The sequence below is a fragment of the Sphingomonas adhaesiva genome (genome assembly GCF_002374855.1).
GTDB lineage: Bacteria > Pseudomonadota > Alphaproteobacteria > Sphingomonadales > Sphingomonadaceae > Sphingomonas > Sphingomonas adhaesiva.
Genome location: NZ_NWVC01000008.1, coordinates 153,648 through 179,073, shown reverse-complemented (window position 1 = coordinate 179,073; position 25,426 = coordinate 153,648). Strand labels below are relative to the sequence as shown.

The window sequence follows — 25,426 nt, the reverse complement described above, 5'->3', positions numbered from 1 at the left end:
TACTACCGCCGCCCACCGCGACGGGTGATCCTTCTCGTGTTCCAGCACCATCCGCACCGCGCGGGTGCGAACCTCAGGCGAGAACTTGTTCGTCGTCTTGCTCGTCATAGACCCTTCCTCTCAGGAGTTGGGGCCTCCGACAAACCCGGGGCGGTTCAGAAGTCCCATCTCCAGATCGGCTTCATGCCCCAGTCGATGTCGACCGCACCGGCGGACATGCTGTACCGGCACCACTGGCGCCCCGGCCTGGATTTCAAATACGTCATGGGCGCCTGGGCCTATCCGCCCAAGGATTACGACAAGTGGCGTGAGCTGGTGTACCAGTGGACTCGCCACCACATCGAACGATATGGCCGCGCGCAGGTCGAGAGCTGGTATTTCGAGGTCTGGAACAAGGCGAACGGCAACGGTTACGGGCGCGGAACGCCCCAGGAATGGACAAGCTGCACGATTACGCGATCGACGGCGTCCGTTGGGCGATGCCCACCGCCCGCGTCGGTGGGATGGATTCCGGTGGCGACGGCGGCACCTTCATGGACGGCTTCCTGCGGCACGTGTCGAGCGAGCGCAACTATGCGGCCGGGCAGGTCGGCACCCCCACGGACTTCCTGTCCTTCCACGCCAAGGGGCAGCCGCGGTTCGTCGATGGCCATGTCCGCATGGGTATCGACGTGCATCTCCGTGCGGTGAACAAGGGGTTCGACAAAACGCTGTCGGTGCCGTCGCTGGCCGCCACGCCGGTGGTGATCGGTGAAAGCGACCCCGAGGGCTGTGCTGCGTGCCCCAGCTTGGAGAACGGCTATCGCAAAGGTACGATGTATTCCAGGTACACCGCGTATTCCAGGTACACCGCGGCCAGCTTTCCGCGCATCTGGGCAATGGCACGGCGGCTCAACGTCAACCTCGAAGGCGTGCTGACCTGGGCGTTCGAGTTCGCAAACCAGCCCTGGTTCGCAGGGTTCCGCCAGCTGGCGTCGAACGGGATCGACCTGCGGGTCATGAACGTGTTCCGCATGTTCGCGAAGCTTGGGCCCGATCAACTGGCCGCGACCAGCGATGCGGAACTGCCGCTGGACGAGATCATGGCGCATGGCGTGCGCGGGCAGGCCGATGTCGGTACGCTGGCCACGCGGACCAGGGATGGCAAGATCGCCGTCCTGCTGTGGCACTATCATGACGACGACCTTCCGGGGCCGGATGCCGCCATCAGCCTGAAGATCAACGGCATCCGCGGAAAGGCGCCGACCAGCGCGACCTTGTTCCGGATCGACGACGCCAATGCCAACGCCTATGCCGCGTGGAAGAGGATGGGGTCGCCATCGGCGCCGAACATGACGCAATATGAGGCGATGGGCCAGGCATCGGTGATGCGGCCGCAGTCGCTGGCATTGTCCGCCGCGTCGCGCGGTACCGTGGCCGCATCGGTCACCGTGCCCCGGCAGGGGGTTGCCCTGGTCGTGCTGGACGCACGCTGAGCGATCGGGCCTGACTGGGGGGCGTCACGCGGCGGCGCCCCTTACGGCAGTCTGGCCCCGGTGACGCGCGCTCAGCCGGTGCGCAGCGTCAGCGCGATCCACAGCGTCCGCGGCGTCGCGCGTTCGATGATCGACGCGCCGCTGACCCCGGTTTCCACTCGCGCGTCGAACAGATTCTCGCCGCGCAGCTCGATACCGATCGCGCGGGTCAGCGGCAGCGCGGCGATGGCGTCCAGCGTGGTGGCGGGGGCCAGCGAGCGGCTGTTCTGATCGTCGTCGAACTGCCGCGCGCCATGCCGCAGCGTTGCGGACAGCGCGGTGCGATCGTGCCGCCACCCTGCCGAGGCGGACACCAGATCGCGCGGCGTCTGCGCCGGTCGCAGCCCGTCGAGCGCGGCGGCCGGGCCGCTCGCCACGACGCGCGGGTCGACATGGCTCCACGATGCTTGCGCGAACAGCGGTCCGTGCTGCCAGCGCGCGTCCACCTCCACTCCGGTCGATCGGATTGCGTCCAGGTTCTGGCGCACCCGGTAGGTGCCCCCCGCCGCGACGAAGCCGACACCGGGGAAGGTCGCCGGCCCACGCCCAGCGGTCACATTGGCGATCGCCCCGTCCAGCCGGTTCCAGAACAATGTCGCGCCCAGCGTCACGCCGCCGCCGGGCGCGAGCACCATCCCGCCGTCGACGCCGCTCAACCGCTCCGGCGCCAGCGCGGCATTGGCCGCGGTCGCGTCCGCGCCGACCCGAAACGGACGATACAATTCGTTGAGCGTCGGCAGCCGCCACCCGCGATAGGCGGCGGCGCGCAGCGTCAGCGCCGGCACCGGCCGCACCGCGACGCCGGCGCGCCCGGTCCATTCGGTTCCCGATCGTTCGGGAAAGACCGCGTCGGTCAGCGCCGCACCCGTCGCCAGCGTCGTTTCGCGCAGGCCGCCGTCGGACAGCCGCCAGCGATCGACGCGCCCGCCAAGCGTCAGCGTCGCGATCCCCGCGGTCAGGCTGGCGTCGCCGAACAGGCCCCAGGTCAGCGCGGCGCCGCCCGCGACGCGGCGGCGTGTCGGCTGCGCGGCGACATAGGTGTACAGTTCCTGCGTGCGGCCATTTACACGCCGCACGTCGGCGCCCAGCCGCAGGTCGCGCCCCGTGCCGACCGGGGGCGCGATCTCGACGCGTCCGCCGATCCCGGCGGCGGGGGTGTTATACTGGTCGAGCGTCCGGGTCGCGGTGGTCCGCGCCGCGTCGATGGCGGCGAATTGCGAGGCGAAGGCGCGCGTCTGGAGATAGGCGAGCGCACTCCATTCCCAGGGGCCATGCCCCACCACGCGCACGCTGGAGTCGGCGCCCTCGCTACGGTTGCGGGTGAAGGCGGTGCCGCGGTCGCGCGTGTCGGTGAAGCCGGACAGGTTCGCCTGAAGCTCGGTCGTGGCGCCGAGCGCGACGACGGTGCGCGCGGCGGCGGAGAATTGCTCGAACGGCGCGGCGCGGTCCACCGGCCCGCGGCTTTCCGCCACGGTGGGGACGAAGCCGTCGCCGCGCATATAGGCCGCCGACAGCGTCGCGAAGCCGCCGTCCCGCGCCAGCAACGCGGATCCGGCGGCCGACAGCGAGCGGCGGCTGCCATAGGCGACCTGCGCGCCGAGCGCGGGTTGCCGCGCGGGATCGGCGCTTTCGATCTCCACCGTCCCGGCCAGCGCGCCCGGCCCGAAATAGCCGCTGCCCCCGCCGCGCGTGACGCGGATCAGCCCGATGCGATCGGTGGCGTAGGCGGGGAAGGGCACCCAGCCGCCGAACGGATCGGCCTGCGGCACGCCGTCGAGGATCAGCAGCGCGCGGCTGGAGGCGTTGCCGCCGATCCCGCGCAGCGAAATGCCCTGGCTGGTCGGGTTGGCCGATCGCGAATCGCTGCGCCGGAACTGCTGTAGCCCGGCGACGTCGGCCAGCACGTTTTCCAGCCGTCCGCTGGCATTCTCCGCGATGCGCTGGGCGTCGATCGTCACCGTGTCGAAGGCGGCGTCGCCCGGACGCGCGGGCAGGCCGCGGCCGACGACGACGATCTCATCGGTATCGGCGGCGCGCTGCTGTGCGGCGGCGGGGCAGACGGTGCTGCCGGCGAGCAGCAGCAGGGGGAGGGCAGGACGCATCCCGCCCGCCATGCGGGGTTACGGCGCGTCCGGCAACCCGCATCAGGGGGGAGGGAGCGGGGGGAATCAGCTGGCGGTGGCGGCGAAGCGGTCCAGTTCGGCCAGATAGGCATCGCGTTGCGCCGGCGGCAGCCACGCGGCGTTGAAGGCGTTGCGCTGGATCTGCACCAGCTCGGCGCGCGTCAAGGCGCTGACCGGCTGCGCATCGACGATCGCATCGGCGACGTAGCGGCTGCCCATATAGGCCGGATCGTCGGAGCTGATCGTGACGTCCAGTCCCTGGTCCAGCATCCCGCGCACCACGTCGATCGGTACGCCGCCGGTCGAGACCTTGCCCGAAAAGCCCGGGCAGACGGTGAACGCCAGCCCGCGCGCCCGCGCGATCGCGACCAGTTCGGGCGATTGCAGGATGTTGCCGCCATGGTCGATGCGGTCGGCCCGCAGGTCGACGATCGCCTGGCGCAGATGCGCCAGCGTGTTCTCCTGATTGACGTCGCAGTGCATCGTCACGTGCAGCCCCGCCACGCGCGCCCTGGCGAACAGCGGCGCGAAGTCCGCGGGCGGGTGGCCCTTCTCATCCGAATCGAGGCCGACCGCGATCAGATCGCGCTTGAACGGCAGCGCCGCGTCGAGCGCCGCGGCCGCGGTATCCAGCGGCGCGTCGCGCACGAAACACAGGATCAGCCCCGAACCGATGCCCAGCCGCTTCGCCGCATCGCCCCGCGCGCGGGTGATGCCGCCGATCACCGCCGCCATCGGTATGCCGCGCTTCAGATGTTCCTGCGGGTCGAAGAACATCTCGGTATAGCGCACGTTCTGCGACGCCGCCTTGGCCAGATAGGCATAGGCGAGGTCGTAGAAATCCGCTTCGGTACGCAGAACGTCCATGCCGCTGTAATAGATCGCCAGGAAGCTGGGCAGATCGTGGTAGCGATAGCTGGCGCGCATCGCCTCGACGGTGTCGTAGGGCAGCTTGATGCCGTTGCGCTTGGCCAGGGCGAACTTCATGTCCGCTTCCAGCGTGCCTTCCAGATGCAGGTGCAATTCCGCCTTGGGCATCGCGCGGATGAAGCGTTCGGTCGCCGCATCCGGCGCGCTCGCCCCGCCCAGCAGCGGTACGAGCGGCGCGCACAGCCCGGCGCGAAGGAGGGTGCGGCGGTCGAACATGGCAAGGCTCCGGTGGCAGGAGGAAGGGGGCGTCAGCGGGTTTCCGCTTCGAAGGCGGTGAAATCGCGTTCCAGCTGCCATTGCCGCGCGGCCTTGGCATCGGCGGCGCGATAGGCGTCGCAGGTGGCGGAGGTGAGGTCGGCGCATGCCGCGACGCGCGCGCCGCCCGCGCGATCGCGCCACAGCCCCTTGCCCGGCAGGAACGAGTAAGCGAGCGTATCGCGCGCGATCTGCTTCAGGTCGGTGTAGCGAAGCCCCTGTTCGGTGACGGCGCGCTGATATTCGTTGGTCATGTCGCTGCGCGACACGCCTTCGTCGTCGGTCGACAGCACCACCGGCACCCCGGCCGCACGGTACAGCGACAGCGGATGCTGCGCGCCCTTCACCCCCAGGATGACCGCGTTGCTGGTCAGGTTGATCTCCACCGCCACCCGTTCGCGCGCCATGCGGGCGAGCAGCGCGGTGGCATCGTCTTCATAGGAGATGTCGATGCCGTGGCCGATCCGCCGCGCCCCCGCGACCGCGACGGCGTCGCGGATATGGAAGCGCAGGTCGCGCGGCGGGACCAGCCCGAGCGTCAGTTCGCCGGCATGGAGCGACAGCGGCACCTGCGGGTGCCGCGCCTTCAGGAAAGCGAACATGCGCATGTGCAGCGCATAGTCGCGGATCGCGATCGGATCATGTTCGGGCGCCGCGATGTTGACCCCGACGAAGCGCGGATCGGCCCCGGCCAGCGCGAAGCCGAACGCCAGCTCGGCGAAGACCTCCGCCGGGCGGCGGGTGCGGATCGCGGTGTAGAGATAGCGGACCTCCACGTCGCAGCCCGGGCCGCGCTGCGGCGTGGCGCAGCCGTCGATCCGCGCCGCATCCGCCTCCGCGCGGTCATATTCGGTGCGCGCGCTGGCGACCGCGGCGGGGAGCAGCGGCGACACCGTGGCGTAGAGCGCGTCCAGATCGGTCCCCGCCGTGTCCTTCAGCGCGGCGAGCAGCGGGCCGGCGGCCTCGCTTCCGCTGCCCAGTTCGAGATAGGAGACGCGGTCCCCGGCCGCCTGTTGGCGCACCAGCGACAGTTCGCGCCCGGCATTGCCGGCAAAGGCGGGCCAGAAGGCGTCGAACGTCGCGAAGAAGCGGTCGTAGCCGGGCACGGCCGGGTCGCCGACCCCGGCCTCCTGATCGCGGGTGGAGAAGGCCTGGATCGCGGCGGCGTAGCGCGGATAATTCTGCTCCAGCCCGCGCGCGGGGAAGCGGCCGGGCGCGTCGCACGGCGGCGGGACGATGCGGTACGGATCGGTCGCCACGCAGCGCCCGTCCTGCGCGGCCCAGCGCAGGATATCCTCGGCATAGATCGCGCCGCCGGAATGATTGTGCAGGTCCCCGCCCTTGGGCATCCGTTGCAGGAAGATGCGCAGCCGCGGCGGGCTGTCGGCGATCGCGTCCAGCCGCGCGGCGGTGCGCGCCTCCGCCGTGGCGGCGGGCGATTGCGCCGCGGCGGGCGCGGCAGGGGCACAGGCGATCGCCAGCGGCACGGCCAGACGCGCGTAACGGATGATGCGGCGACAGGCGCGCATGACGATGATCCCCCGATCGATAAGCCGTCCGCCCGCGTTGGTCGCGACCGGCGCCGGTTCGTTCCCCGCCGCCGGGGTAGCCGGTCGGCGGGGATCATCCCATGACAATTACCGCGACGCGACGTTGCGCAAATGTGCGCGGGGTGCGGCGTGGGTGCGCGCATTTTTCGGTCGCTGCGCTGCGATAACGGCAATGGACCCCGGCGGCGGCTGGTCATAGCCAAGGCATACGCCGGGCGGGGCCGGTGATGACGCGGCCGGTGCGATGCGGCCCGGCAGGGGCGATGACCATGGTGAGCAAGGGGTGGCGTCCGACGATCGGCGGAGGCGTGCTGGCGATCAGCGCGCTGACCGCCGCCGCGTCGGGCTGGGCGCGGATGCAGGCGGACACGCCGGTGACGGTCGCCGCGCCCGTCGGCGCCGACGCGGCGGACGCCCCGCCCGCGATGCTCGGCCAGTTCTGCGCGCGCTGCCACAATGACGTGGACAAGGTGGCCGGCCTGTCGATCGACGATCTGCGCGGGCGCGATCCGGCGATCGGCGCCCATGCGGCGGAGTGGGAGGCGATCCTGCGCCGCGTGTCGATCGGCGAGATGCCGCCGCGCAATCGCGCGCAGCCAGCGCCGGCGGAGCGCGCCGCGTTCGTCGCCTGGCTCCAGAATGCGCTGGACGGCTATGCCGCGGCGCATCCCGATCCGGGCCGCGCGACCATCCGGCGGCTCAACCGCGTCGAATATGCCAATGCGGTCCGCGACCTGCTGGCGCTGGACGTCAATATCGCGCGCGACCTGCCGCAGGACAATTCGGGCTACGGCTTCGACAATATCGCCGACGTGCTCAGCGTGTCGCCGACATTGATGGACCGTTATGTCGCGGTCGCGGGCAAGGTCGCGAAGCTGGCGACGGGCGTCGCCTCGCCGCGGCCGTTCACCACGTCGTGGGAAGTGCCCAAGGACGGGTCGATCCGCAATTCCGGGCGGCCGGCGTATAACGAGCGCGCGGGTGACGATCTGCCGCTGGCGTCGCGCGGCGGCGGCACGCTGCGTTACTATGCGCGGCGCGCGGGCGATTATGACATCGCCGGCTGGCTGAACGCCAACACCAACAACGAAACCGACCGGATGGCAGAAGACAAGGTGAGCGTGCGCGTGCCGCTGAGCGCGGGGTCGCATGTCATCGGGCTGGCGTTCCGGCGCCGGCTGGCGCCCGACGACAGCGTCCAGACGCTGCGCAACACGCTCGACGCGGTGCCGTTGCCGACCGCGCCGCCGGTGATGCTGCCGATGGACGTGCTGGTCGACGGGCGGCGGGTGCGCACGGTCGAGGTGCCGTCCTATCGCCTGTCGCCGCGCTATTCGCAGGCCAATTTCCCGCGCGACGTGCTGCAGATCGACGTGACCGGGCCGTTCGGCGCAGGCAGCGCAGGCGACACGCCCAGCCGCCGGCGTATCTTCCAGTGCCGACCCCGGCGTGCGCAGGACGAGGGCGCGTGCGCGCAGCGGATCGTCGCGGCGCTGGCGCGGCGTGCATGGCGCCGCCCGGTCGGCACCGACGATATCGCGCCGGTGCTGCGCGTCTATGCCGCCGCGCGCCGCGACGGCGATTTCGAGCAGGGGATCGCCGCCGCGGTGGAGGCGATCCTGGTGTCGCCCGGCTTCCTGTTCGTGGTCGAGCGCGATCCGGCCGGCGTCGCACCCGGCACCGTGCGCGGACTGACCGATCTGGAACTGGCGACGCGGCTGTCGCTGTTCCTGTGGAGCAGCATTCCCGACGACGCGCTGCTGGAATTGGCGGAGCGCGGGCAGTTGCGCGCGCCCGGTGTGCTGGACACGCAGATCGCGCGGATGCTGGCCGATCCGCGCGCCGATGCACTGACGCACAATTTCGCCGGCCAGTGGCTGTACCTGCGCAACCTGGACCAGCAGCGTCCCGATATCGCGGTCTTCCCCGATTTCGACGTGCGGCTGCGCCAGGCGATGGCGCGCGAGACGGAGATGTTCTTCGCGCATGTGGTGCGCGACAACCGCAGCGTGCTGGATTTCATCGCGGCCGATTACACGTTCCTCAACCAGCGGCTGGCGCGGCACTACGGCATCCCCGGCGTGTCGGGCACCGCGTTCCGCAAGGTGGCGCTGGACCCGGCGTGGCACCGCGGCGGCCTGCTGGGACAGGCGAGCATCCTGACCGTCACGTCCTACGGCAACCACACGTCGGTGGTGAAGCGCGGCAAGTGGATCCTCGACAACATGCTCGCCTCCCCGCCGCCACCGCCGCCGCCCGACGTGCCCGCGCTGAAGGAGCGTGCCGACGGCCGCCTGCTGACCGCGCGCGAGCAGCTGGAGCTGCACCGCGAGAATCCGGCGTGCGCGGCCTGCCATGTGAAGATGGATCCGCTGGGCTTCGCGCTGGAGAATTTCGACGCGGTCGGCGCGTGGCGCCAGCGCGACGCCGGACAGGCGATCGACGCCAGCGCGACGATGCCCGACGGCGCGCGCTTCGCCGGGATCGACGGGCTGCGCGGCGTGTTGCTGGCGCGGCGCGACGAATTCGTCGGCGCCTTTGCCGAGCGGATGATGACCTATGCGCTCGCCCGCGGGCTGACCCCGCGCGACATGCCCGCGGTGCGCCGGATCGTGCGCGCTGCGAAGGCGGACCGGTATCGCGTGCAGACGATCGTGCGGGGTATCGTGACCAGCGATGCCTTCACCCTGAAGAGGACGGCCAGCCGATGAGGATATTGCGCGCCCCGATCGCCCGGCGCACGTTGCTGCGCGGCGCCGGCACCGCCATCGCGCTGCCGTTCCTGGAGGCGATGGCGCCCGCCGCGCGCGCCGCCGACCGCGCGGCCCGGCCGAAGCGGCTGCAGGTGTTCTATTCGCCCAACGGCATGATGATGGACGGCTTCCGCCCCGCCGGCAGCGGCGGCGCGCTGGTGCTGCCCGACACGCTGGCGCCGCTGGCGCCGTTCCGCGACCGCGTGACCGTGGTGACCGGCCTGGGCCATCCGCAGGCGGCGGCGATGGGGGACCGGCCGGCGGGCCATGGCCGGTCGTGTCCCGCGTTCCTGACCGGGGTGCACGTGCGCCAGACCGAGGGCAGCGACATCCACTGCGGCGTGTCGATGGATCAGGTCTATGCCGCGCATCTGGGGGAGGCGACGCCGCTGCCGTCGCTGGAATTGGGGATCGACCAGGCCAGCCTGCTGGGCAGTTGCGACATCGGCTACAGCTGCGCCTATACCAACGGCATTTCGTGGCGGAACGCGACGGTGCCGCTGCCGGTCACCGCCAACCCGCGCGACGTGTTCGAGCGGCTGTTCGGTGACGGCGACGCGCTGGACCCCGCCAGCCGGCTGGCGCAGGCGCGGCGGCAGACCAGCATCCTGGATTTCGTGCGCGAGGATACCGCGCGCCTGTCCGGCACGCTGGGGCAGGACGACCGGCACAAGCTGGACGAATATCTGGAGGCGACGCGCGAGATCGAGAAGCGCATCCAGCGCGCCGCCGCAGGCGGTGCGGGTGACGCAGCGGCGGGGATCGAGCGGCCGGCGGGGATACCGGATTCGTTCGACCAGCACGTGCGGCTGATGATCGATCTGCAGGTGCTGGCGATGCAGGCCGACATCACGCGTGTCGGCACGTTCATGATCGGGCGCGAGCTGTCCAACCGCACCTATCCCGAAATCGGCGTGCCGGATTCGCACCATATGCTGAGCCACCACGGCAACAGCCCGGAGAAGATGGCGAAGCTGGCGCGCATCAACCGCCACCACATGGAATATTTCGCTTATTATCTGAAGCGGATGGCCGAGACGAAGGACGGCGAGGCATCGCTGCTGGACCGCACGCTGGTGCTGCGCGGATCGGCGTTCGGCGATTCGAACGAGCATGACCATATGGACCTGCCGGTGGTGGTCGCGGGCGGGCTGGTGCCGGGCGGGCGGCATGTCGCGGTGGAGAAGGGGACGACGATGTCGAACCTGCTGCTGGCCGCCCTGAACGTGCTGGACGTGCCGGCGACCGCGTTCGGCGACAGCACCGCGCCGCTGGGGGCGCTGACGCATGGTTAGCGTGATGATGCTGGCGGCGGCGCTGGCGGGGCAGGACGCGCTGGCGCGCGCGGTGGCGGCGGACGATGCGGCGGCGGTGCGCGCGGCGATCGCGGCGGGTGCGGACGTCAACCGGCGCGGCGATTACGGCGCGACGCCGCTGCTGAAGGCGGTGGAGGTGCAGGATGCCGAGGTGGTGGAGGCGTTGCTGCACGCCGGCGCGCGCGCGAACGTGGCGGATGACGACGGACTGACCCCGCTGGCGCTGGCGTGCGAGCGCGGTGGGGAGCGGATATTGACCGTGCTTCTCGACGCCGGTGCACCGGTGCGGCACGCCGATCGCGACGGTGTGACGCCGCTGGCGACGTGCGCGGGGCGCGGCCCGGCGGCGATCGTGGCGCGGATGCTGACCGTGCGGGGGCCGGTGGACGTCGCGGATTCACGCGGCCAGACGCCGCTGATGTGGGCCGCCTACGCCGGTCGCGCAGAAGCGGTGCGTGCGTTGCTGGGGGCCGGCGCCGACCTGCACCGTCGTTCGGACGGGGGGATGACGCCGCTGCTCTATGCGATCAAGGGCGGCGATGCGGCGACTGCGGAGGTGTTGCTGGCGGCGGGTGGGCGCACCACCGATCGCGCGCCGGAGGATACCAGCGCGCTGCAACTGGCGCTGTACCAGTCCAACTGGCGCATCGCCGAACGGCTGGCGGGGCTGCCCGGCGCGGACATGGCGGTGCGCGACCGCAACGGGCAGCAGCCGCTGCACGCCGCCGCGGCGGGGGGCGACGCGGCGCTGGTCCGCGCGCTGCTGGCGCATGGGGCGGACCCCAACGGGCTGACCGGGCCGTCGCGCATCACCTGGGTGACGGAGGCGAATTTCGGCGTGCCGCCGCCGCCCGTCCCGCCCACCCCGCCGCTGCTGATCGCGGCCGCCAACGGTCATGCCGCGGCGATGGCGGCGATCCTGGCGGGTGGGGGTGACGGGCGCGCGTTACTGCCGGACGGGACCAATGTGGTGCTGGCGGCGGCGCGCGGCGGCAGTGCGGCGGCGCTGGCGCAGGCACTGGCGATCGCGCCCGACGCGACCGTGACGGACCGCAACGGCGACACCGCGCTGCACGTCCTGCTGGGCACGATCGGCGACACGGCCCCGCCCGAACTGGAGGCGATGTTGCGGTTGCTGGCGGCGCATGGCGCGCGCGCCGACGCCGCCGACCGCCGCGGCACTACCCCGGCGCAGCTGGCGGACGGGGGATTGAGCGAGGTGCGCGCGATCTTCCGCACCATCTATCCGCCCGCTACAGTGATGACGGGCGCGGCGACGCGATGACGCACCGCCGATCAGCTTCGAGGGAGCGACACGAGATGACGATGATGCGCAACACGATCCGCGCAGCGCTGGTGCTGGCCACGCTGACCGCCGCGGCACCGCCCCCGCAGCAGGTGGTCGCCGCCCGCCACGCCGGTTTCAAGAAGATGGGCGCGGCGATGAAGGCGCTGGGCGACCAGCTGAAATCCGACGCCCCCGCCAAGCCGGCGATGGTCGCCGCGGCGCAGACGATCGCCACCACCGCGCGCCAGCAGGCCGCGCTGTTCCCCGCCGGCACCGGCCCCGGCGCGGGCGTGAAGACCGAGGCGCTGCCCGCGATCTGGACCAACCGCGCCGCTTTCGATGCGCAGATGAAGGCGTTGATCGCCGAATCCGGCAAGCTGGTGGCGGTGACCAACGGCGGCGACGTCACCGCGATCCGCGCGCAGATGAAGGCGACCGGCGCGACCTGTGCCGCCTGCCACCGCCAGTTCCGCGCCGAGGATTGATGACGACCGGCACCACCCGTGCCGCGCCGTTGTGGGACGTGCCGGTGCGGCTGTTCCACGGGCTGCTGGTCGCGCTGATCGCGTTTTCGTGGTGGAGCGGCGAGAACCATGAGATGGAGTGGCACCGCACGTCGGGCTACGCCATCCTTGCGCTGGTGGTGTTCCGGCTGTTCTGGGGCGTGGCGGGCGGGCGCACCGCGCGCTTTGCCCGCTTCGTGCGCGGCCCGCGCGCGGTGATCGCCTATGTCCGCGGCGGAGCGGGAGCGCCGCCGGGGCACAACCCGCTGGGCGGGTGGAGCGTCGTGGCGATGCTGGCGACCGTCGCGGCGATGGTGACGGCGGGGCTGTTCGCGGTCGATGTCGACGGACTGGAGAGCGGGCCGCTGGCCGATTACGTCACCTTCGACCAGGGGCGGATGGCGGCCGAATGGCATGGCGCGATCTTCAACGTGCTGCTCGCGCTGATCGCGCTGCATGTCGCGGCGGTGCTGGTGTATCTGGTCCGCGGGCGCAACCTGATCGGCGCGATGATCCACGGACGGCGCGTTGTGGCGGAGGGCGAGGCGGTGGAGCCGCTGGGCGCGTCGTGGTGGCGCGCGCTGCTGGGCGTGGCGATCGCAGGCGCCGCTGCGTGGGCGGTGTCGCGCGGGTTCCGGTTCTGAGGCGCTGAGCCTGTAAGGAAGAAGGGTTGATCGCGCAGAGACGCGGAGGCGTAGAGAGGTTGCGGTGACGCGAAGCACCCCCTGCGTTTCAGGACGCCGTTTCGGGGAGCGCGCGCATCTCTACGCGTTTGGACGAACACAGCGTCGCCCCAGCGAAGGCTGGGGCCTTTGGCGACCGGCCGCGCGCTTTCCGCGTAAGATCCCAGCCTTCGCTGGGATGACGTGAGCGTCTGGCGACCGGCCGCGTGCGAGCCGCGGGAGATTCCGGCTTTCGCTGGACAGATGGAGGCACCCCTGCGCTCATTTTTGCAACGATCCGTTCCGATCATTGCGTTTGATGGATAGGGGCTGGGCGGGCATCAGGATCGCATCATGCGTCGTTTGTCCCTGCCGTTGGTCGACCCGTTCCTGTTGTGGCTGATCGGCACCGTCGCGGCGGCATCGCTGCTGCCGGCGACGGGGCGGTGGGCGACGGCGTTCGGGATGCTGGCCGATGCGGCGATCGCGCTGCTGTTCTTCCTGCACGGCGCAAAGTTGTCGCGCGAGGCGATCGTCGCGGGGATGGGCAACTGGCGGCTGCACGCTTTGGTGCTGGCGTCCACTTATGTCCTGTTTCCGATCGTCGGGCTGGCGGTGCTGCGGGTCGGCGGCGGGGCGATCGACCCGGTGCTGGCGTCGGGGCTGCTGTTCCTGACGCTGCTGCCGTCGACGGTGCAATCGTCGATCGCCTTTACCGCGATGGCGCGTGGCAGTGTCGCGGCGGCGGTGTGCAGTGCGTCGCTGTCCAACCTGATCGGGATCGTCGCGACGCCGCTGCTGGTGCAGGTTTTCATGCATCCGTCGGCGGGCGCGGGCGCGGGCGGCATGGCGTGGGGATCGGTGAAGACGATCGCGTTGCAACTGCTGTTGCCGTTCGTCGCCGGGCACCTGCTGCGCCCGTGGATCGGCGGGTTCGTGGCGCGGCACAAGGCGGTGCTGCAACCGGTCGATCGCGGATCGATCCTGCTGGTCGTCTATGCCGCGTTCAGCGCGGCGGTGGTGGAGGGCATCTGGCAGCGTGTCGGCGCGCTGGACCTGGCGGGGCTGCTTTTGTGGTGCGCGCTGATCCTGGCGGTGGTGATGGTGGCCAATGTCGTCGCGGCGCGCGTCGCCGGCCTGTCGCGCGAGGATGCGATCGTGCTGCTGTTCTGCGGGTCGAAGAAGAGCCTGGTGTCGGGCGTGCCGATGGCGGGCGCGCTGTTCGCGCCGGCTGAGGTCGGGCTGGTGGTGTTGCCGCTGATGGTGTTCCACCAGCTGCAATTGTTCCTGTGCGCGGCGCTGGCGGGGCGCTTCGCAAGAGCCGCGGCGGCGCGCGACGCCGCAATCCTGCCGCCGGTCGGCGTAGACGGCGCGGTCGCCGCGGCGGCACGCGCAGGGTTCGTCATCCCCGACGCCTGCCTGCCGGGGGTGGCGGCCAATCTGGAACTGCTGACGCGCCATGCCGCGACGCTGCGCGGGCCGGCGGCATGAGGACTGCCGGCGAGATCGCGGCGGCGGTGCGCGCCGGCACCGTGTCCGCGCGCGACGTCGCGTTGCGCGCGCTGGCGGCGATCGACGCGGCGGAACCGGCGCTGTGCGCGGTGACCCGCCGGCTGGGCGAGCGCGCGCTGGCGGAGGCGGGCGCGGTCGATGCCGCGGTGGCGGCGGGGCGTGACCCCGGGCCGCTGGCGGGCGTGCCCTATGGCGTGAAGGACCTGTTCGACGTTGCGGGCTTGCCGACGACCGCGGGGTCGGCGCTTTATGCCGATGCGCCGCCGGCGGCGTGCGATGCGGAGGCGGTGCGGCGGATGCAGGCGGCGGGCGCGGTGCTGGTCGCGACGCTGAACATGGACGAATTCGCCTATGGCTTCGCGACGATCAACGCGCGCCACGGCACGACGCGCAACCCGCACGCACCGGACCGGCTGGCGGGCGGATCGTCGGGCGGATCGGCGGCGGTGGTGGCGGCGGGGATCGTGCCGCTGGCGCTGGGATCGGACACCAACGGATCGGTGCGCGTGCCCGCCAGCCTGACCGGATTGTACGGGTTGAAGCCGACGCACGGCGCGCTGCCGATGGCGGGGGTGTTCCCGTTCGCGGAAAGTTTCGACGATGCCGGGCCGTTCGCGGGCAGCGCGGCGGACATGGCGCTGGCGTGGCAGGTGCTCGCCGGACAGGACGTCGGCACCGGCGCGCCGCCGCGGCTGGCGCGGCTGGGCGGGCGGTTCCGCGAGAATACCGACGCCGATCAGATCGCGGCGATCGACGCGCTGGCGGCGGGTGCGCCGCTGCTGGAGCTGCCCGATATCGCGCGCGCGCGGTCGGCGGCGTTCGTCATCACCGCTTACGAAGGCGGCGCGCTACACCGCGAGGCGCTGGCGCGCGACGCGATGGCGTTCGATCCGGCGGTGCGCGACCGATTGCTCGCCGGCGCGCTGCTGCCGCGCGCGCTGTATGACGAGGCATGCGCGTTCCGCGATGCGTTTCGCGCGGCGGTGGATGCGCTGATCGCGGATCACGACGTGCTGCTGGCGCCGGCGGCGCCGTGCGTCGCGCCGCGGATCGACGATCCGTTCATCACCATCGACGGTCAGCGGGTGCCGGCGCGTGCGGACCTGGGCATCCATACCCAGCCGATCAGCTTCGCCGGGCTGCCGTCGCTGGCGGTGCCGTTGCGACGCGCGGGCGGGGCGCTGCCGATCGGATTGCAGCTGATCGGGCGGCGCGGGGGCGAGGCGGCCTTGCTCCGCGCGGCGGCGGCGTGGGAAGAACGGGGACTGATCGGCGCGACCGTGCCGGTCATCGAAGACGTGGGGGAATGGGCATGACGGGGGTGCTGGAACGACGGTTCGCGCTGGCGGAGCGCGGCACGTCGGCACGGACGGAGGTGCTGGCGGGGTTCACCACCTTCCTGACGATGGCGTATATCGTGCTGGTCAATCCGGCGATCCTGGGACAGGCGGGGATGCCGGTGGCGGGCGTGGCGGCGGCGACGTGCTTCGCCGCGGCATTCGCCTCGATCCTGATGGGCCTTTCGGCCAACGTGCCGCTGGCGCTGGCGCCGGGCATGGGGCTGAACGCCTATTTCAGCTTCACGGTGGTGCAGCAGATGGGCGTGCCGTGGCCGGTCGCGCTGGGGTGCGTGTTCCTGTCGGGCGTCGCGTTCCTGATCCTGACGCTGACCGGGGTGCGCCAGCTGATCGTCGCGGTGATCCCGACACATCTGTTCGCGGCGGTGGCGGGGGGCATCGGGCTGTTCATCGGCTTTATCGGGCTGCGCAACGCCGGGATCATCGTCGCCAATCCGGCGACGCTGGTGGCGCTGGGCGACCTGACGCAGCCGGGCGCGCTGCTGGCGTTGTTCGGGCTGGCGCTGATCGGCGCGCTGAGCGTGTGGAACGTTCGCGGCGCGATGCTGATCGGGATCGTCGCCACCACGTTGGTCGCGTGGATCATGGGGCAGGTGGTGATGAAGCCGGAGCCGTACAGCCTGGCCGCGCTGACCGGCACCGCGTTCCAGCTCGATTTGCCGGGTGTGTTCGGGCTGACCGGCAGCCACGGGCTGGGGTTGCTGGAAATCCTGTTCGTGTTCCTGTTCGTCGACCTGTTCGACAATCTGGGCACGCTGGTGGCGGTTACGAAGCGCGCCGGGCTGATGGACGCGGCGGGGCGGATTCCGGGGCTGAACCGCATCCTCGTCACCGATGCGGTCGCGACCGTCGTCGGGTCGATGGCGGGGACCAGCACCGTCACCAGCTATGTCGAAAGCGCCGCGGGGGTGCAGGCAGGCGGGCGCACCGGGCTGACCGCGGTGGTCACCGGCGTGCTGTTCCTGGCGACGATGTTCGTCGCGCCCTATGCGCAGCTGGTGCCGCTGGCCGCGACCGCGCCCGCGCTGATCGTGGTCGGCGGGCTGATGCTGCTGCCGGTGACGGAGGTGGCGTGGGAAGACCCGCTGTCGGCGATCCCGGCGTTCCTGACCGTGGCGATGATCCCGCTGACCTTCTCGATCGCGAACGGGCTGGCGTTCGGCATCGTCGCGCATGCGGTGCTAAAGCTGCTGCGCGGTACCGCGACGAAGGGCGACTGGTTCCTGTTCCTGCTGGCGGCGCTGTTCGTGATCCGCTTCGCCTGGATGGGAGGGGCGGCATGATCCGGCGCCTGCTGATCGCGGTCGCCGCGCTGATCGCGACGCCCGCCGCCGCGCAACAGGACCGGGGGCGGCTGGACGACACGCCGCGCACCGTGGTGATGACGGCGTTTCCGCCGGAATGGGATGCGCTGGTCGGATCGGTGGAGCAGCCGCGCGAATATCGCGTCAACGGCCTCACCTTCATGACCGGGACGATGGCGGGCAAGCCGGTGGTGCTGATGCAGAGCGCGGTCAGCATGGTCAATGCGGCGATGAACACGCAGCTGGTGCTCGACCGGTTCCGGGTGAAGCGCATCGTCTTTTCCGGGATCGCGGGCGGCGTGGACCCGCAGCTGTCGATCGGCGACGTGATCGTGCCGGAGAACTGGGGCCAGTATCTGGAGGTATCCTTCGCGCGACAGACGCCCAAGGGCTGGGTCACGCCCGAGCCGGTCGATGCCGGTGCGCCCGCCAATTGGGGAATGATGTTCCCGCGCGGGGTGCGCGTGGGCAACGAGGCGCAGCCGGCGGCGCGCCATTACCTGCTGGGGGTCGACCCGCAGCTGCTGGCGCTGGCGCGGCAGGTGGCGGGGCGCGTGACGTTGCGCCGGTGCGCGGATGCGGCGAAGGCGGCGTGCTTGGATCATGCGCCGCAGATCGTCGTTGGCGGTACCGGGGTCAGCGCGGGGGTGTTCGCCGACAATGCGCAGTTCCGCACGTACCTGCACGATGCGTGGCAGGCGCGCGTGCTGGACATGGAAAGCGCGGCGGTGGTGCAGGTCGCCTATGCCAATCGCGTGCCCGCGGTGGTGTTCCGCAGCCTGTCCGACCTGGCGGGCGGGGACGAACATGCGAACCAGATGACGACGTTCATGGCGCTCTCCTCGGTCAATTCGGCCGACGTCGTGCGCGCGTTCGTCGCCGCGCTGCCGGATTGAGCGCGATGTGGACCGTCACCGGCCGCCACGGGATCGTCAGCGCGCCGCACCATCTGGCGGCCGAGGCGGGGTGCGGGGTGCTGCGCGACGGCGGCAGCGCGGCGGAGGCGTGCGTCGCGGTCGCCGCGACGCTGGCGGTCGTCTATCCGCACATGACCGGGATCGGCGGCGACGGTTTCTGGCTGATCGCCGAGCCGGACGGGCGCGTGCATGGTATCCACGGATGCGGCGGCGCGGCGGCGGCGGCGGACCTGTCGCTTTATGCCGGGATGGCGGCGGTGCCGACGCGCGGGCCGCTGGCGGCGAATACCGTCGCCGGCACGATTTCGGCATGGGAAGCGGCGCTGGACGGCGGGACGCTGCCGCTGGCGCGGTTGCTGCGCGATGCGATCGACCATGCCGAGCGCGGCGTGGCGGTGACCGCGGGCGGCGCGGCGATCGCGGCGGCGAAGGGCGCGGAATTGCGGGTGCAGCCGGGCGCTTACGCCGCGATTTTCGAGCCGGACGGCAGGCCGTTGGCGGCGGGCGACCTGCTGCGCCAGCCGGCACTGGCCGCGACGCTGCGCGCGCTGGCGGCGGAGGGGCTGGACAGCTTCTATCGCGGCGATCTGGCGCGGCGGATCGCGGCGGACCTGGCGGCGCTGGGCAGCCCGATGTCGGCGGACGATCTGGCGGCGCATCGCGCGACGCGGCCAGCGCCGCTGAGCGTTGCGATCCGCGGCGCGCGGCTGTGGAACAGTGCGCCGCCGACGCAGGGGATCGCATCGCTGCTGATCCTGGCGCTGTTCGACCGGTTGGGCGTGGACGGTGTCGACGACCTGCCGTTCGTCCACGGGCTGGTCGAGGCGACCAAGCAGGCGTTTCGCTGGCGCGATCGGCATTGCGGCGACCCGGCGCACATGACCGCGGACGCGCAGGCGCTGCTGGACGATGCCGCCGCGCTGGACGCGATGGCGGCGCGGATCGACCCGGCCCGCGCGCTGCCGTGGCCGCAGCCGCCGCAATGGGGCGACACCTGCTGGTTCGGCGCGGCCGATGCGGCGGGGCAGGTGGTGTCGTGCATCCAGTCGACCTATTTCGAATTCGGGTCGGGCGTGGTGCTGCCCGGCACCGGCATCACCTGGCAGAACCGCGGCAGCAGCTTCCGGCTGGCGGCGGAGGGCTGGAACGCGCTGAAGCCCGGTCGCAAGCCGTTCCACACGCTGAACCCCGCGCTGGCGCGGTTCGATGACGGGCGGGTCATGGCCTATGGCACGATGGGCGGGGAGGGGCAGCCGCAGACGCAGGCCGTCGTCTTCGCCCGTTATGCGCGCAGCGTCGACCTTCAGGACGCGATCAGCGCGCCGCGCTGGCTGCTGGGGCGGACCTGGGGCGAGGAGACGACGTCGCTGAAGCTGGAGGACGGTTTCGCCCCGGACCTGTACGCCGCGCTGGCGGCGGCGGGGCATGAGGTGGAGCGCGTCGGCGGTCCGACCGCGACGATGGGCCATGCCGGCGCGGTGGTGCGCCATGCCGACGGGCGGCTGGACGGCGCCACCGATCCGCGCAGCGACGGCGGGGTGGCGGCATGGTGAGCCACCTGCACCCCGGCGGCGCGCGCGCGGTGGCGCGGTGCGACACGCTGGGCGTCGTTCCCTATAGCGACACGCCGGACGGGCTGTTCCGCGGCTGGCTGTCCCCCGCGTGGCGGGTGACGCAGACGCTGCTGGGCGACTGGATGGCCCTGGCGGGGATGACGGTGCGGCGCGACGGCGCGACCAACCTGATCGGGCGGTACGAGGGGACAGGCGACGGCCCGCCGCTGCTGATCGGCAGCCACATCGACAGCGTGCGCGATGCCGGCCGCTATGACGGGATGCTGGGCGTCACGCTGGCGATCGAATGCGTCGCGGCGCTCCACGCGCGCGGGCGGCGGATGCCGTTTCCGATCGAGGTGATCGCGTTCGGCGACGAGGAGGGATCGCGCTTCCCCGCCGCGATGCTGACCAGCCGTGCGGTGGCGGGGACGCTGGCGGCGGTGCCCGACATGGCCGATGCGGCGGGCGTCACGCTGGCCGCCGCGCTGGCGGAGGCGGGGACAACGCCGGCGGCGATGCTGGCCGCGCGGCATCCGGGCGCGCTCGCCTATCTGGAGGCGCATATCGAGCAGGGGCCGGTGCTGGAGGCCGAGGGGCTGGCGCTGGGCGCGGTGACCGGGATCGCGGCGCAGCTGCGCTTTTCCTGCACCGTCACGGGGCAGGCGGGCCATGCCGGGACCAGCGCAATGCGGCTGCGCCGCGATGCGCTGGCGGCGGCGGCGGAAATGGTGCTGGCGGTGGAGGCGCGCGCGCTGGCGGGCGGTGACGATCTGGTCGCCACCGTCGGCCAGCTGACCGTATCGCCCGGCGCCGCGAACGTGATCGCGGGCGTGGTCGTCTTCACCATCGACGTCCGCTCCCCCGATGCGGCGGTGCGCGATGCGGCGGCGCAGGACATTCTGGCAGGCGCGCAGGGCATCGCCGCGCGGCGCGGCGTCACCTTCGCCGCGACGCCGATCCACGACCTGCCCGCCAGCCCGTGCGACCCGGCGCTGACCGAGTTGATGACCGAGGCGCTGGCGGCGTGCGGCCACCCGCCGCGCCGGCTGGCGAGCGGGGCGGGGCATGATGCAATGGTGATGGCGGCGTTGTGTCCCACCGCGATGCTGTTCATCCGCTGCCGCGGGGGCATCAGCCACGATCCGGCGGAACAGGTGAGCGACGACGATGCCGATGCCGCGCTGGCGGTGATGCGGCGGTTCATCGACAAATTGGGAGAGCGTTGTGAGCGGGCTTGATCCGATGCTGTTCGGGGAGATCGATCCGCCGCAGCGGCTGCTGATGGGGCCGGGGCCGGTCAATGCGCATCCGCGCGTGCTGCGCGCCATGTCCGCCGATCTGCTGGGGCAGTTCGACCCGGAAATGACCGGTTACATGGAACAGGTGATGGCGCTGTACCGCCCGGTGTTCGGGACGGACAATCGCTGGACCTTCCTGATCGACGGTACCGCGCGCGCGGCGATCGAGGCGTCCCTGGTGTCGCTGGTGGAGCCGGGCGACACGGTGCTGGTGATCGACTTCGGCCGCTTCGGCCTGTTGCTCAAGGAGATATTGCAGCGGATCGGCGCGCCGATCGTGTCGGTCGAGGCGCCATGGGGCCAGGTGATGCCGATGGAGGCGATCGCCGCCGCGATCGAGCGGCACGGGCCGCGCGTGGTGGCCAGCGTGCATGGCGATACCAGCACGACGATGGCGCAGCCGCTGGCCGGGCTGGGCGATCTGTGCCGCCGCGCGGGTGCGTACAGCTATGTCGATGCGACCGCGACATTGGGGGGCATGGCGATCGACACCGATGCCTGGGGCGTGGATATCGTCACCGGGGGCTTGCAGAAATGCCTGGGCGGGCCGTCCGGATCGGCACCGATCACCGTGTCGGATCGCGCGGCGGAGCGGATCTTCGCGCGCCGCCATGTCGAACAGGGCATCCGCCGCGCCGATATCGCCGACGGGCGCGGCCCGCGCATCGCGTCCAACTATTTCGACCTGGCGATGGTGATGGATTACTGGAGCGAGAAGCGCCTGAACCATCATACCGAGGCGACGACGATGCTGTACGGCGCGCGCGAATGCGCGCGCGTCGCGCTGGGCGAGGGATTGCCCGCGCGGTTCGAGCGGCATGCGCGCGCGGGCGCATCGGTGACGGCGGCGGCGCGCGCGATGGGATTGCGCGTGTTCGGCGACGATGCGCACCGCATGACCAACGTCACCGCGATCCACATTCCGGAGGGCGTCGACGGCGAGGCGGTGCGCCGCCGGATGCGCGAGGATTTCGAGATCGAGATCGGCACCGCCTTCGGCCCGCTGGCGGGCAAGGTGTGGCGGATCGGCGCGATGGGCTACAATGCGATGAAGCATAAGGTCGCGCTGACCATCGGCGCGCTGGAGGCGGTGCTGCGCGCGGAGGGGTATGCGACCCCGCCCGGCGCGGGCGTCGACGCGGCGCTGGCGGCGTGGAACGGATGAGCGCGCGCGACCTGATCGGTTATGGCGCGACGCCGCCCGACGCGCGCTGGCCCGGCGGTGCGCGTGTCGCGGTGCAGTTCGTCGTCAATTACGAGGAAGGCGCGGAGAATAGCGTCCTCAACGGCGACGCCGGGTCGGAGGCGTTCCTGTCCGACATGGTCGGCGCGGGCAGCCATCCCGCCCGCGCGATGGCGATGGAAAGCCTGTACGAATATGGCAGCCGCGCCGGCTTCTGGCGGCTGCACCGGCTGTTCACCGCGCGCGGCGTGCCCGTCACGGTGTTCGGCGTGGCGGCGGCGATGGCGATGAACCCGGCGGCGGTCGAGGCGATGCTGCGCGCCGAATGGGAAGTGGCGAGCCACGGCTGGCGCTGGATCGACTATCAATATGTGCCCGAGGCGGTGGAGCGCGACCATGTCGCGCGCGCGATCGAGGTGCACACCCGGCTGACCGGCACCCGCCCGCTCGGCTGGTATCAGGGGCGCACCAGCCCCAACACCGCGCGGATCGTGCGCGAGGAGGGCGGCTTCGTCTATGACGCGGACAGTTATGCGGACGACCTGCCTTATTATGTGCAGGGCCAGTTGATCGTCCCTTATTCGCTCGACGCCAACGACATGAAGATGGTGGCGCTCAACGGCTTTACCGAGGGGGAGCAGTTCTTCCGCTACCTGCGCGACACGTTCGAGGCGCTGCGCGCAGAGGGCGGGCGGATGATGTCGGTGGGGCTGCACGGGCGGATCGCCGGGCGGCCGGCGCGCGCGGCGGCGGTGGCGCGGTTCGTCGATCACGTGATCGCCAGCGGCGACGCGTGGATCGCGCGGCGGATCGACATCGCGCGCCACTGGCAGGCGGTGCACCCGGCATGATGACGATCAACGACCCGGAGGCGCTGGCCGAGGTGACCGCGGCGTTCCACGCCTATGAACGCGCGCTGATGGCGGACGACATACCGGCGATGGACGCTCTGTTCCACGATGCGCCGACGACGAACCGCTATGGCGTGGGCGAGGTATTGTACGGGATCGACGCGATCCGCGACTTTCGCAAGGGGCGCGGCGGATCGCCGCAGCGGCGGCTGGGGCGCGTCGCGATCACCGTCTACGGCGGGCAATTCGCGACCGCCGATGCGGAATTCCATCGCGAGGGCAGCGATCGGCGCGGGCGGCAGACGCAGGCGTGGGTCCGGTTCGCGGACGGCTGGAAGGTTGTGTCCGCCCATGTCAGCCTTGAGGGGACGGGATCATGACCGCGCTGTTCGAACACAGCCCGTGGGTGGAGGCGCGCGCCGATGCGCGGCCGTCGTCGGGGGATCGCCATGCCGATCTGATGGCGGTGGTGGCGACCGCCAGCGATGCCGAGCGGCTGGCGCTGATCCGCGCGCACCCGGAACTGGCGGGCAAGGCGGCGATCGACGGCACGCTGACGCAGGCGTCGGCGGCGGAACAGGCATCGGCGGGGCTGGACCGGCTGACCGCGGAGGAATTCGCGCGCTTCCACGACCTGAACACGCGATATCGCGCGCGGTTCGGCTTTCCGTTCATTATCTGCGTCCGGCTGACCGACAAGGCGGGCATATTGGCGGCGATGGCGGCGCGGCTGGCGAACGAACGCGACGTCGAGATCGCGACCGCGATCGCGGAGATCGGCAAGATCACGAAGCTGCGGCTGGAGGGGGCGGCATGACGCTGACCGGGCTGGAGGCGCGGGTTGCGCGCGATCTGGAATGGCTCGACTGGGGCGGCGCGGACTGGACGGTGCCGCGCGGCGACGACGTCTATGACGTCCTGATCGTCGGCGGCGGGCAGAGCGGGCTGGGCGCCGCCTTCGCGCTGATCGGCGAGCGGGTGAACCGCATCCTGGTGCTGGACGAGAATCCGGCCGGGCGCGAGGGGCCGTGGGCCACCTATGCCCGGATGCGCACGCTGCGCACACCCAAGCACCTGACCGGGATCGACATGGGCATCCCCAGCCTGACGTTCCGCGCCTGGTACGAGGCGCAGTTCGGGGCGGACGGCTGGGACGCGCTGGGCAAGATCCCGCGGCCGATGTGGATGGACTATCTGCGCTGGTATCGCCGCGTGCTGGACCTGCCGGTGCGCAACGAGGCGAAGGTGGTGGCGATCGACCCCGCCGGCGCGGGGCTGTTCCGCGTGACGCTGGCGGATGGCAGCGCGCTGACCGCGCGCAAGGTGGTGCTGGCGACCGGTATCCAGGGCGGCGGGGAATGGCATGTCCCCGCCTTCGTCAGCGACGCGCTGCCGCCGCACCTGTACGCGCACACCTCCGCCGGGATCGATTATGCCGCGCTGGCGGGCAAGCGCATCGGCGTGCTGGGGATCGGCGCGTCGGCGTTCGACAACGCCAATGCCGCGCTGGAGGCGGGGGTGGCCGAGGTGCACGTCTTCGCGCGGCGCGAGGCGTTGCCGCGCGTCAACCCGATCCGCTTCATGGAGCGGGTGGGAATGACCCCGCGCTATCCCGCGCTGGCCGATGCCGACAAATATCGCGCGATGCGCGACTTCCTGATGAAGAACCAGCCGCCGACCACCGACATGTTCGAGGCGGCGAGCGCGCATCCCGGCTTCGCACTGCACCTGGGCAGCCCGTGGCTGTCGGTAGAGGCGGCGGGCACAGGCGCGCGGGTGACGACGCCGAGGGACACGTTCGATTTCGATTTCCTGGTGCTGTCGACCGGGCTGCTGTCCGACCCGGCGCTGCGCCCCGAACTGGGCGGGGTGGCGGACCGGATCGCGCGCTGGTCCGACCACTACACCCCGCCGCCGGGGCAGAGGCATCCGCTGCTCGACGCCCATCCCTATCTGGGCCCGGCGTTCGAGTTGTTGCCGCGCCGTGCCGAGGACGCCGCGGCGCTCCACGGCCTGTTCGCGTTCAATTATTCGGCGCTGGCCAGCATCGGCCTGTCCGCCGCCGCGCTGTCGGGGCTGAGGCACGCGCTGCCGCGACTGGCGAAGGGGGTGGCGGACCAGCTGTTCCGCGACGATGCCGGCGCGCTGGTCGACGCCTTCATCGCCTATGACGAACCCGAATTCGCCGGCCAGTGGCCGCGCGGGGTGGCGGCATGACGACGCTGTCGACGCATGTGCTGGACACGATGCACGGCTGCCCCGCGGTGGGCATGGCGGTGACGCTGCATGGTGCGGACGGCGTGCCGCTGGCGGCGGGCGTCACCGATGCCGACGGGCGGTGCCCGGGTCTGTTCCCGCCCGCGCTGGCGGCGGGGGCGTACCGGCTGGACTTCGCTGTGGCGGATTACTTTCGTGCGCGCGGCGTGGCGCTGCCCGATCCGCCGTTCCTGGACGTGGTGACGATCGCGTTCGGCATGTCGGGCGCGGGCGGCCATTATCATGTGCCGCTGCTCGTCTCGCCCTTTTCCTATTCCACCTATCGCGGGAGTTGAG

Annotated in this window: 21 protein-coding genes and 1 pseudogene; 19 read left to right on the top strand and 3 right to left on the bottom strand. The window is 71.5% G+C overall.

Annotation, left to right across the window (positions count from 1 at the left end; all coding sequences use genetic code 11):
- Positions 1–183: 183 nt before the first annotated feature.
- Both COA07_RS18790 and COA07_RS15090 read left to right on the top strand, forming a co-directional pair.
- A pseudogene (locus COA07_RS18790) lies at positions 184–348 on the top strand (GH39 family glycosyl hydrolase); the annotation flags it as partial.
- 86 nt (positions 349–434) lie between these two features.
- Positions 435–1,475 (top strand): GH39 family glycosyl hydrolase, encoded by a 1,041-nt coding sequence (locus COA07_RS15090; RefSeq protein WP_066711960.1) that lies wholly within the window; start codon positions 435–437, stop codon positions 1,473–1,475.
- 71 nt (positions 1,476–1,546) lie between these two features.
- Here the strand turns inward: COA07_RS15090 and COA07_RS15085 are convergent, their stop codons facing one another.
- From COA07_RS15085 to COA07_RS15075, 3 genes are all read right to left on the bottom strand, one after another.
- Positions 1,547–3,616, bottom strand: coding sequence for a TonB-dependent receptor (locus tag COA07_RS15085; RefSeq protein WP_066711963.1), 2,070 nt, complete (start codon positions 3,614–3,616; stop codon positions 1,547–1,549).
- A 66-nt stretch (positions 3,617–3,682) separates the two neighbouring features.
- Entirely contained in the window at positions 3,683–4,783 is a 1,101-nt protein-coding gene (gene add, locus COA07_RS15080) for an adenosine deaminase (RefSeq protein ID WP_083956954.1), read from the bottom strand.
- 32 nt (positions 4,784–4,815) lie between these two features.
- On the bottom strand, positions 4,816–6,351 hold the full coding sequence (locus COA07_RS15075) for an adenosine deaminase family protein (protein ID WP_245842182.1): 1,536 nt from the start codon (positions 6,349–6,351) through the stop codon (positions 4,816–4,818).
- Positions 6,352–6,635: 284 nt separating this feature from the next.
- Here COA07_RS15075 and COA07_RS15070 point away from each other — a divergent pair, with 284 nt between their 5' ends.
- The 17 genes from COA07_RS15070 to uraH all read left to right on the top strand — a co-directional run bounded on the left by COA07_RS15070 (position 6,636) and on the right by uraH (position 25,425).
- Complete coding sequence (locus COA07_RS15070; RefSeq protein ID WP_245842181.1) at positions 6,636–9,083, top strand: DUF1592 domain-containing protein; 2,448 nt, start codon at positions 6,636–6,638, stop codon at positions 9,081–9,083.
- Positions 9,080–10,420, top strand: a complete 1,341-nt coding sequence (locus COA07_RS15065; protein WP_096641303.1) for a DUF1552 domain-containing protein — start codon at positions 9,080–9,082, stop codon at positions 10,418–10,420. The genes COA07_RS15070 and COA07_RS15065 overlap by 4 nt, the downstream gene beginning before the upstream one ends.
- The gene (locus tag COA07_RS15060) at positions 10,413–11,726 is read left to right on the top strand and encodes an ankyrin repeat domain-containing protein (protein ID WP_096641302.1); all 1,314 of its coding nucleotides are present in this window, start codon (positions 10,413–10,415) and stop codon (positions 11,724–11,726) included. The genes COA07_RS15065 and COA07_RS15060 overlap by 8 nt, the downstream gene beginning before the upstream one ends.
- 35 nt (positions 11,727–11,761) lie before the next feature.
- Positions 11,762–12,214 (top strand): c-type cytochrome, encoded by a 453-nt coding sequence (locus COA07_RS15055; protein WP_245842180.1) that lies wholly within the window; start codon positions 11,762–11,764, stop codon positions 12,212–12,214.
- Entirely contained in the window at positions 12,214–12,876 is a 663-nt protein-coding gene (locus COA07_RS15050) for a cytochrome b/b6 domain-containing protein (RefSeq protein WP_174525870.1), read from the top strand. Before COA07_RS15055 ends, COA07_RS15050 begins: the two co-directional genes overlap by 1 nt.
- A gap of 372 nt (positions 12,877–13,248) precedes the next feature.
- Positions 13,249–14,385, top strand: a complete 1,137-nt coding sequence (locus tag COA07_RS15045) for a bile acid:sodium symporter family protein (protein ID WP_066713421.1) — start codon at positions 13,249–13,251, stop codon at positions 14,383–14,385.
- A complete protein-coding gene (locus COA07_RS15040; protein WP_096641301.1) occupies positions 14,382–15,722 on the top strand; it encodes an AtzE family amidohydrolase in 1,341 nt (446 codons plus the stop codon). Before COA07_RS15045 ends, COA07_RS15040 begins: the two co-directional genes overlap by 4 nt.
- Positions 15,719–17,047 (top strand): NCS2 family permease, encoded by a 1,329-nt coding sequence (locus COA07_RS15035; RefSeq protein WP_066710707.1) that lies wholly within the window; start codon positions 15,719–15,721, stop codon positions 17,045–17,047. The genes COA07_RS15040 and COA07_RS15035 overlap by 4 nt, the downstream gene beginning before the upstream one ends.
- On the top strand, positions 17,044–17,964 hold the full coding sequence (locus tag COA07_RS15030; protein ID WP_066710681.1) for a 5'-methylthioadenosine/S-adenosylhomocysteine nucleosidase: 921 nt from the start codon (positions 17,044–17,046) through the stop codon (positions 17,962–17,964). The genes COA07_RS15035 and COA07_RS15030 overlap by 4 nt, the downstream gene beginning before the upstream one ends.
- A gap of 5 nt (positions 17,965–17,969) precedes the next feature.
- Entirely contained in the window at positions 17,970–19,538 is a 1,569-nt protein-coding gene (locus COA07_RS15025) for a gamma-glutamyltransferase family protein (protein ID WP_066710689.1), read from the top strand.
- Positions 19,532–20,779 (top strand): allantoate amidohydrolase, encoded by a 1,248-nt coding sequence (locus COA07_RS15020; RefSeq protein ID WP_066710692.1) that lies wholly within the window; start codon positions 19,532–19,534, stop codon positions 20,777–20,779. The genes COA07_RS15025 and COA07_RS15020 overlap by 7 nt, the downstream gene beginning before the upstream one ends.
- Positions 20,766–22,004 (top strand): pyridoxal-phosphate-dependent aminotransferase family protein, encoded by a 1,239-nt coding sequence (locus tag COA07_RS15015; RefSeq protein ID WP_245842179.1) that lies wholly within the window; start codon positions 20,766–20,768, stop codon positions 22,002–22,004. The genes COA07_RS15020 and COA07_RS15015 overlap by 14 nt, the downstream gene beginning before the upstream one ends.
- Complete coding sequence (gene puuE, locus COA07_RS15010; RefSeq protein WP_066710695.1) at positions 22,001–22,873, top strand: allantoinase PuuE; 873 nt, start codon at positions 22,001–22,003, stop codon at positions 22,871–22,873. Before COA07_RS15015 ends, puuE begins: the two co-directional genes overlap by 4 nt.
- Complete coding sequence (hpxZ, locus tag COA07_RS15005) at positions 22,873–23,253, top strand: oxalurate catabolism protein HpxZ (protein ID WP_066710712.1); 381 nt, start codon at positions 22,873–22,875, stop codon at positions 23,251–23,253. The genes puuE and hpxZ overlap by 1 nt, the downstream gene beginning before the upstream one ends.
- Complete coding sequence (uraD, locus tag COA07_RS15000; RefSeq protein ID WP_066710698.1) at positions 23,250–23,690, top strand: 2-oxo-4-hydroxy-4-carboxy-5-ureidoimidazoline decarboxylase; 441 nt, start codon at positions 23,250–23,252, stop codon at positions 23,688–23,690. Before hpxZ ends, uraD begins: the two co-directional genes overlap by 4 nt.
- Positions 23,687–25,090 carry an FAD/NAD(P)-binding protein gene (locus COA07_RS14995; protein WP_066710701.1) on the top strand — a complete coding sequence of 468 codons (1,404 nt, stop codon included), beginning with the start codon at positions 23,687–23,689 and terminating at the stop codon, positions 25,088–25,090. The genes uraD and COA07_RS14995 overlap by 4 nt, the downstream gene beginning before the upstream one ends.
- On the top strand, positions 25,087–25,425 hold the full coding sequence (gene uraH / locus COA07_RS14990; RefSeq protein ID WP_066710715.1) for a hydroxyisourate hydrolase: 339 nt from the start codon (positions 25,087–25,089) through the stop codon (positions 25,423–25,425). Before COA07_RS14995 ends, uraH begins: the two co-directional genes overlap by 4 nt.
- Position 25,426 lies beyond the last annotated feature (1 nt).

What these genes read in the sequence shown, in the direction of transcription:
- COA07_RS15090 (WP_066711960.1), top strand. Translation starts at nt 435, where the DNA reads ATGGACAAGCTGCACGATTACGCGATCGACGGCGTCCGTTGGGCGATG.
- COA07_RS15085 (WP_066711963.1), bottom strand. Translation starts at nt 3,616, where the DNA reads ATGCGTCCTGCCCTCCCCCTGCTGCTGCTCGCCGGCAGCACCGTCTGC.
- add (WP_083956954.1), bottom strand. Translation starts at nt 4,783, where the DNA reads ATGTTCGACCGCCGCACCCTCCTTCGCGCCGGGCTGTGCGCGCCGCTC.
- COA07_RS15075 (WP_245842182.1), bottom strand. Translation starts at nt 6,351, where the DNA reads ATGCGCGCCTGTCGCCGCATCATCCGTTACGCGCGTCTGGCCGTGCCG.
- COA07_RS15070 (WP_245842181.1), top strand. Translation starts at nt 6,636, where the DNA reads ATGACCATGGTGAGCAAGGGGTGGCGTCCGACGATCGGCGGAGGCGTG.
- COA07_RS15065 (WP_096641303.1), top strand. Translation starts at nt 9,080, where the DNA reads ATGAGGATATTGCGCGCCCCGATCGCCCGGCGCACGTTGCTGCGCGGC.
- COA07_RS15060 (WP_096641302.1), top strand. Translation starts at nt 10,413, where the DNA reads ATGGTTAGCGTGATGATGCTGGCGGCGGCGCTGGCGGGGCAGGACGCG.
- COA07_RS15055 (WP_245842180.1), top strand. Translation starts at nt 11,762, where the DNA reads ATGACGATGATGCGCAACACGATCCGCGCAGCGCTGGTGCTGGCCACG.
- COA07_RS15050 (WP_174525870.1), top strand. Translation starts at nt 12,214, where the DNA reads ATGACGACCGGCACCACCCGTGCCGCGCCGTTGTGGGACGTGCCGGTG.
- COA07_RS15045 (WP_066713421.1), top strand. Translation starts at nt 13,249, where the DNA reads ATGCGTCGTTTGTCCCTGCCGTTGGTCGACCCGTTCCTGTTGTGGCTG.
- COA07_RS15040 (WP_096641301.1), top strand. Translation starts at nt 14,382, where the DNA reads ATGAGGACTGCCGGCGAGATCGCGGCGGCGGTGCGCGCCGGCACCGTG.
- COA07_RS15035 (WP_066710707.1), top strand. Translation starts at nt 15,719, where the DNA reads ATGACGGGGGTGCTGGAACGACGGTTCGCGCTGGCGGAGCGCGGCACG.
- COA07_RS15030 (WP_066710681.1), top strand. Translation starts at nt 17,044, where the DNA reads ATGATCCGGCGCCTGCTGATCGCGGTCGCCGCGCTGATCGCGACGCCC.
- COA07_RS15025 (WP_066710689.1), top strand. Translation starts at nt 17,970, where the DNA reads ATGTGGACCGTCACCGGCCGCCACGGGATCGTCAGCGCGCCGCACCAT.
- COA07_RS15020 (WP_066710692.1), top strand. Translation starts at nt 19,532, where the DNA reads ATGGTGAGCCACCTGCACCCCGGCGGCGCGCGCGCGGTGGCGCGGTGC.
- puuE (WP_066710695.1), top strand. Translation starts at nt 22,001, where the DNA reads ATGAGCGCGCGCGACCTGATCGGTTATGGCGCGACGCCGCCCGACGCG.
- hpxZ (WP_066710712.1), top strand. Translation starts at nt 22,873, where the DNA reads ATGACGATCAACGACCCGGAGGCGCTGGCCGAGGTGACCGCGGCGTTC.
- uraD (WP_066710698.1), top strand. Translation starts at nt 23,250, where the DNA reads ATGACCGCGCTGTTCGAACACAGCCCGTGGGTGGAGGCGCGCGCCGAT.
- COA07_RS14995 (WP_066710701.1), top strand. Translation starts at nt 23,687, where the DNA reads ATGACGCTGACCGGGCTGGAGGCGCGGGTTGCGCGCGATCTGGAATGG.
- uraH (WP_066710715.1), top strand. Translation starts at nt 25,087, where the DNA reads ATGACGACGCTGTCGACGCATGTGCTGGACACGATGCACGGCTGCCCC.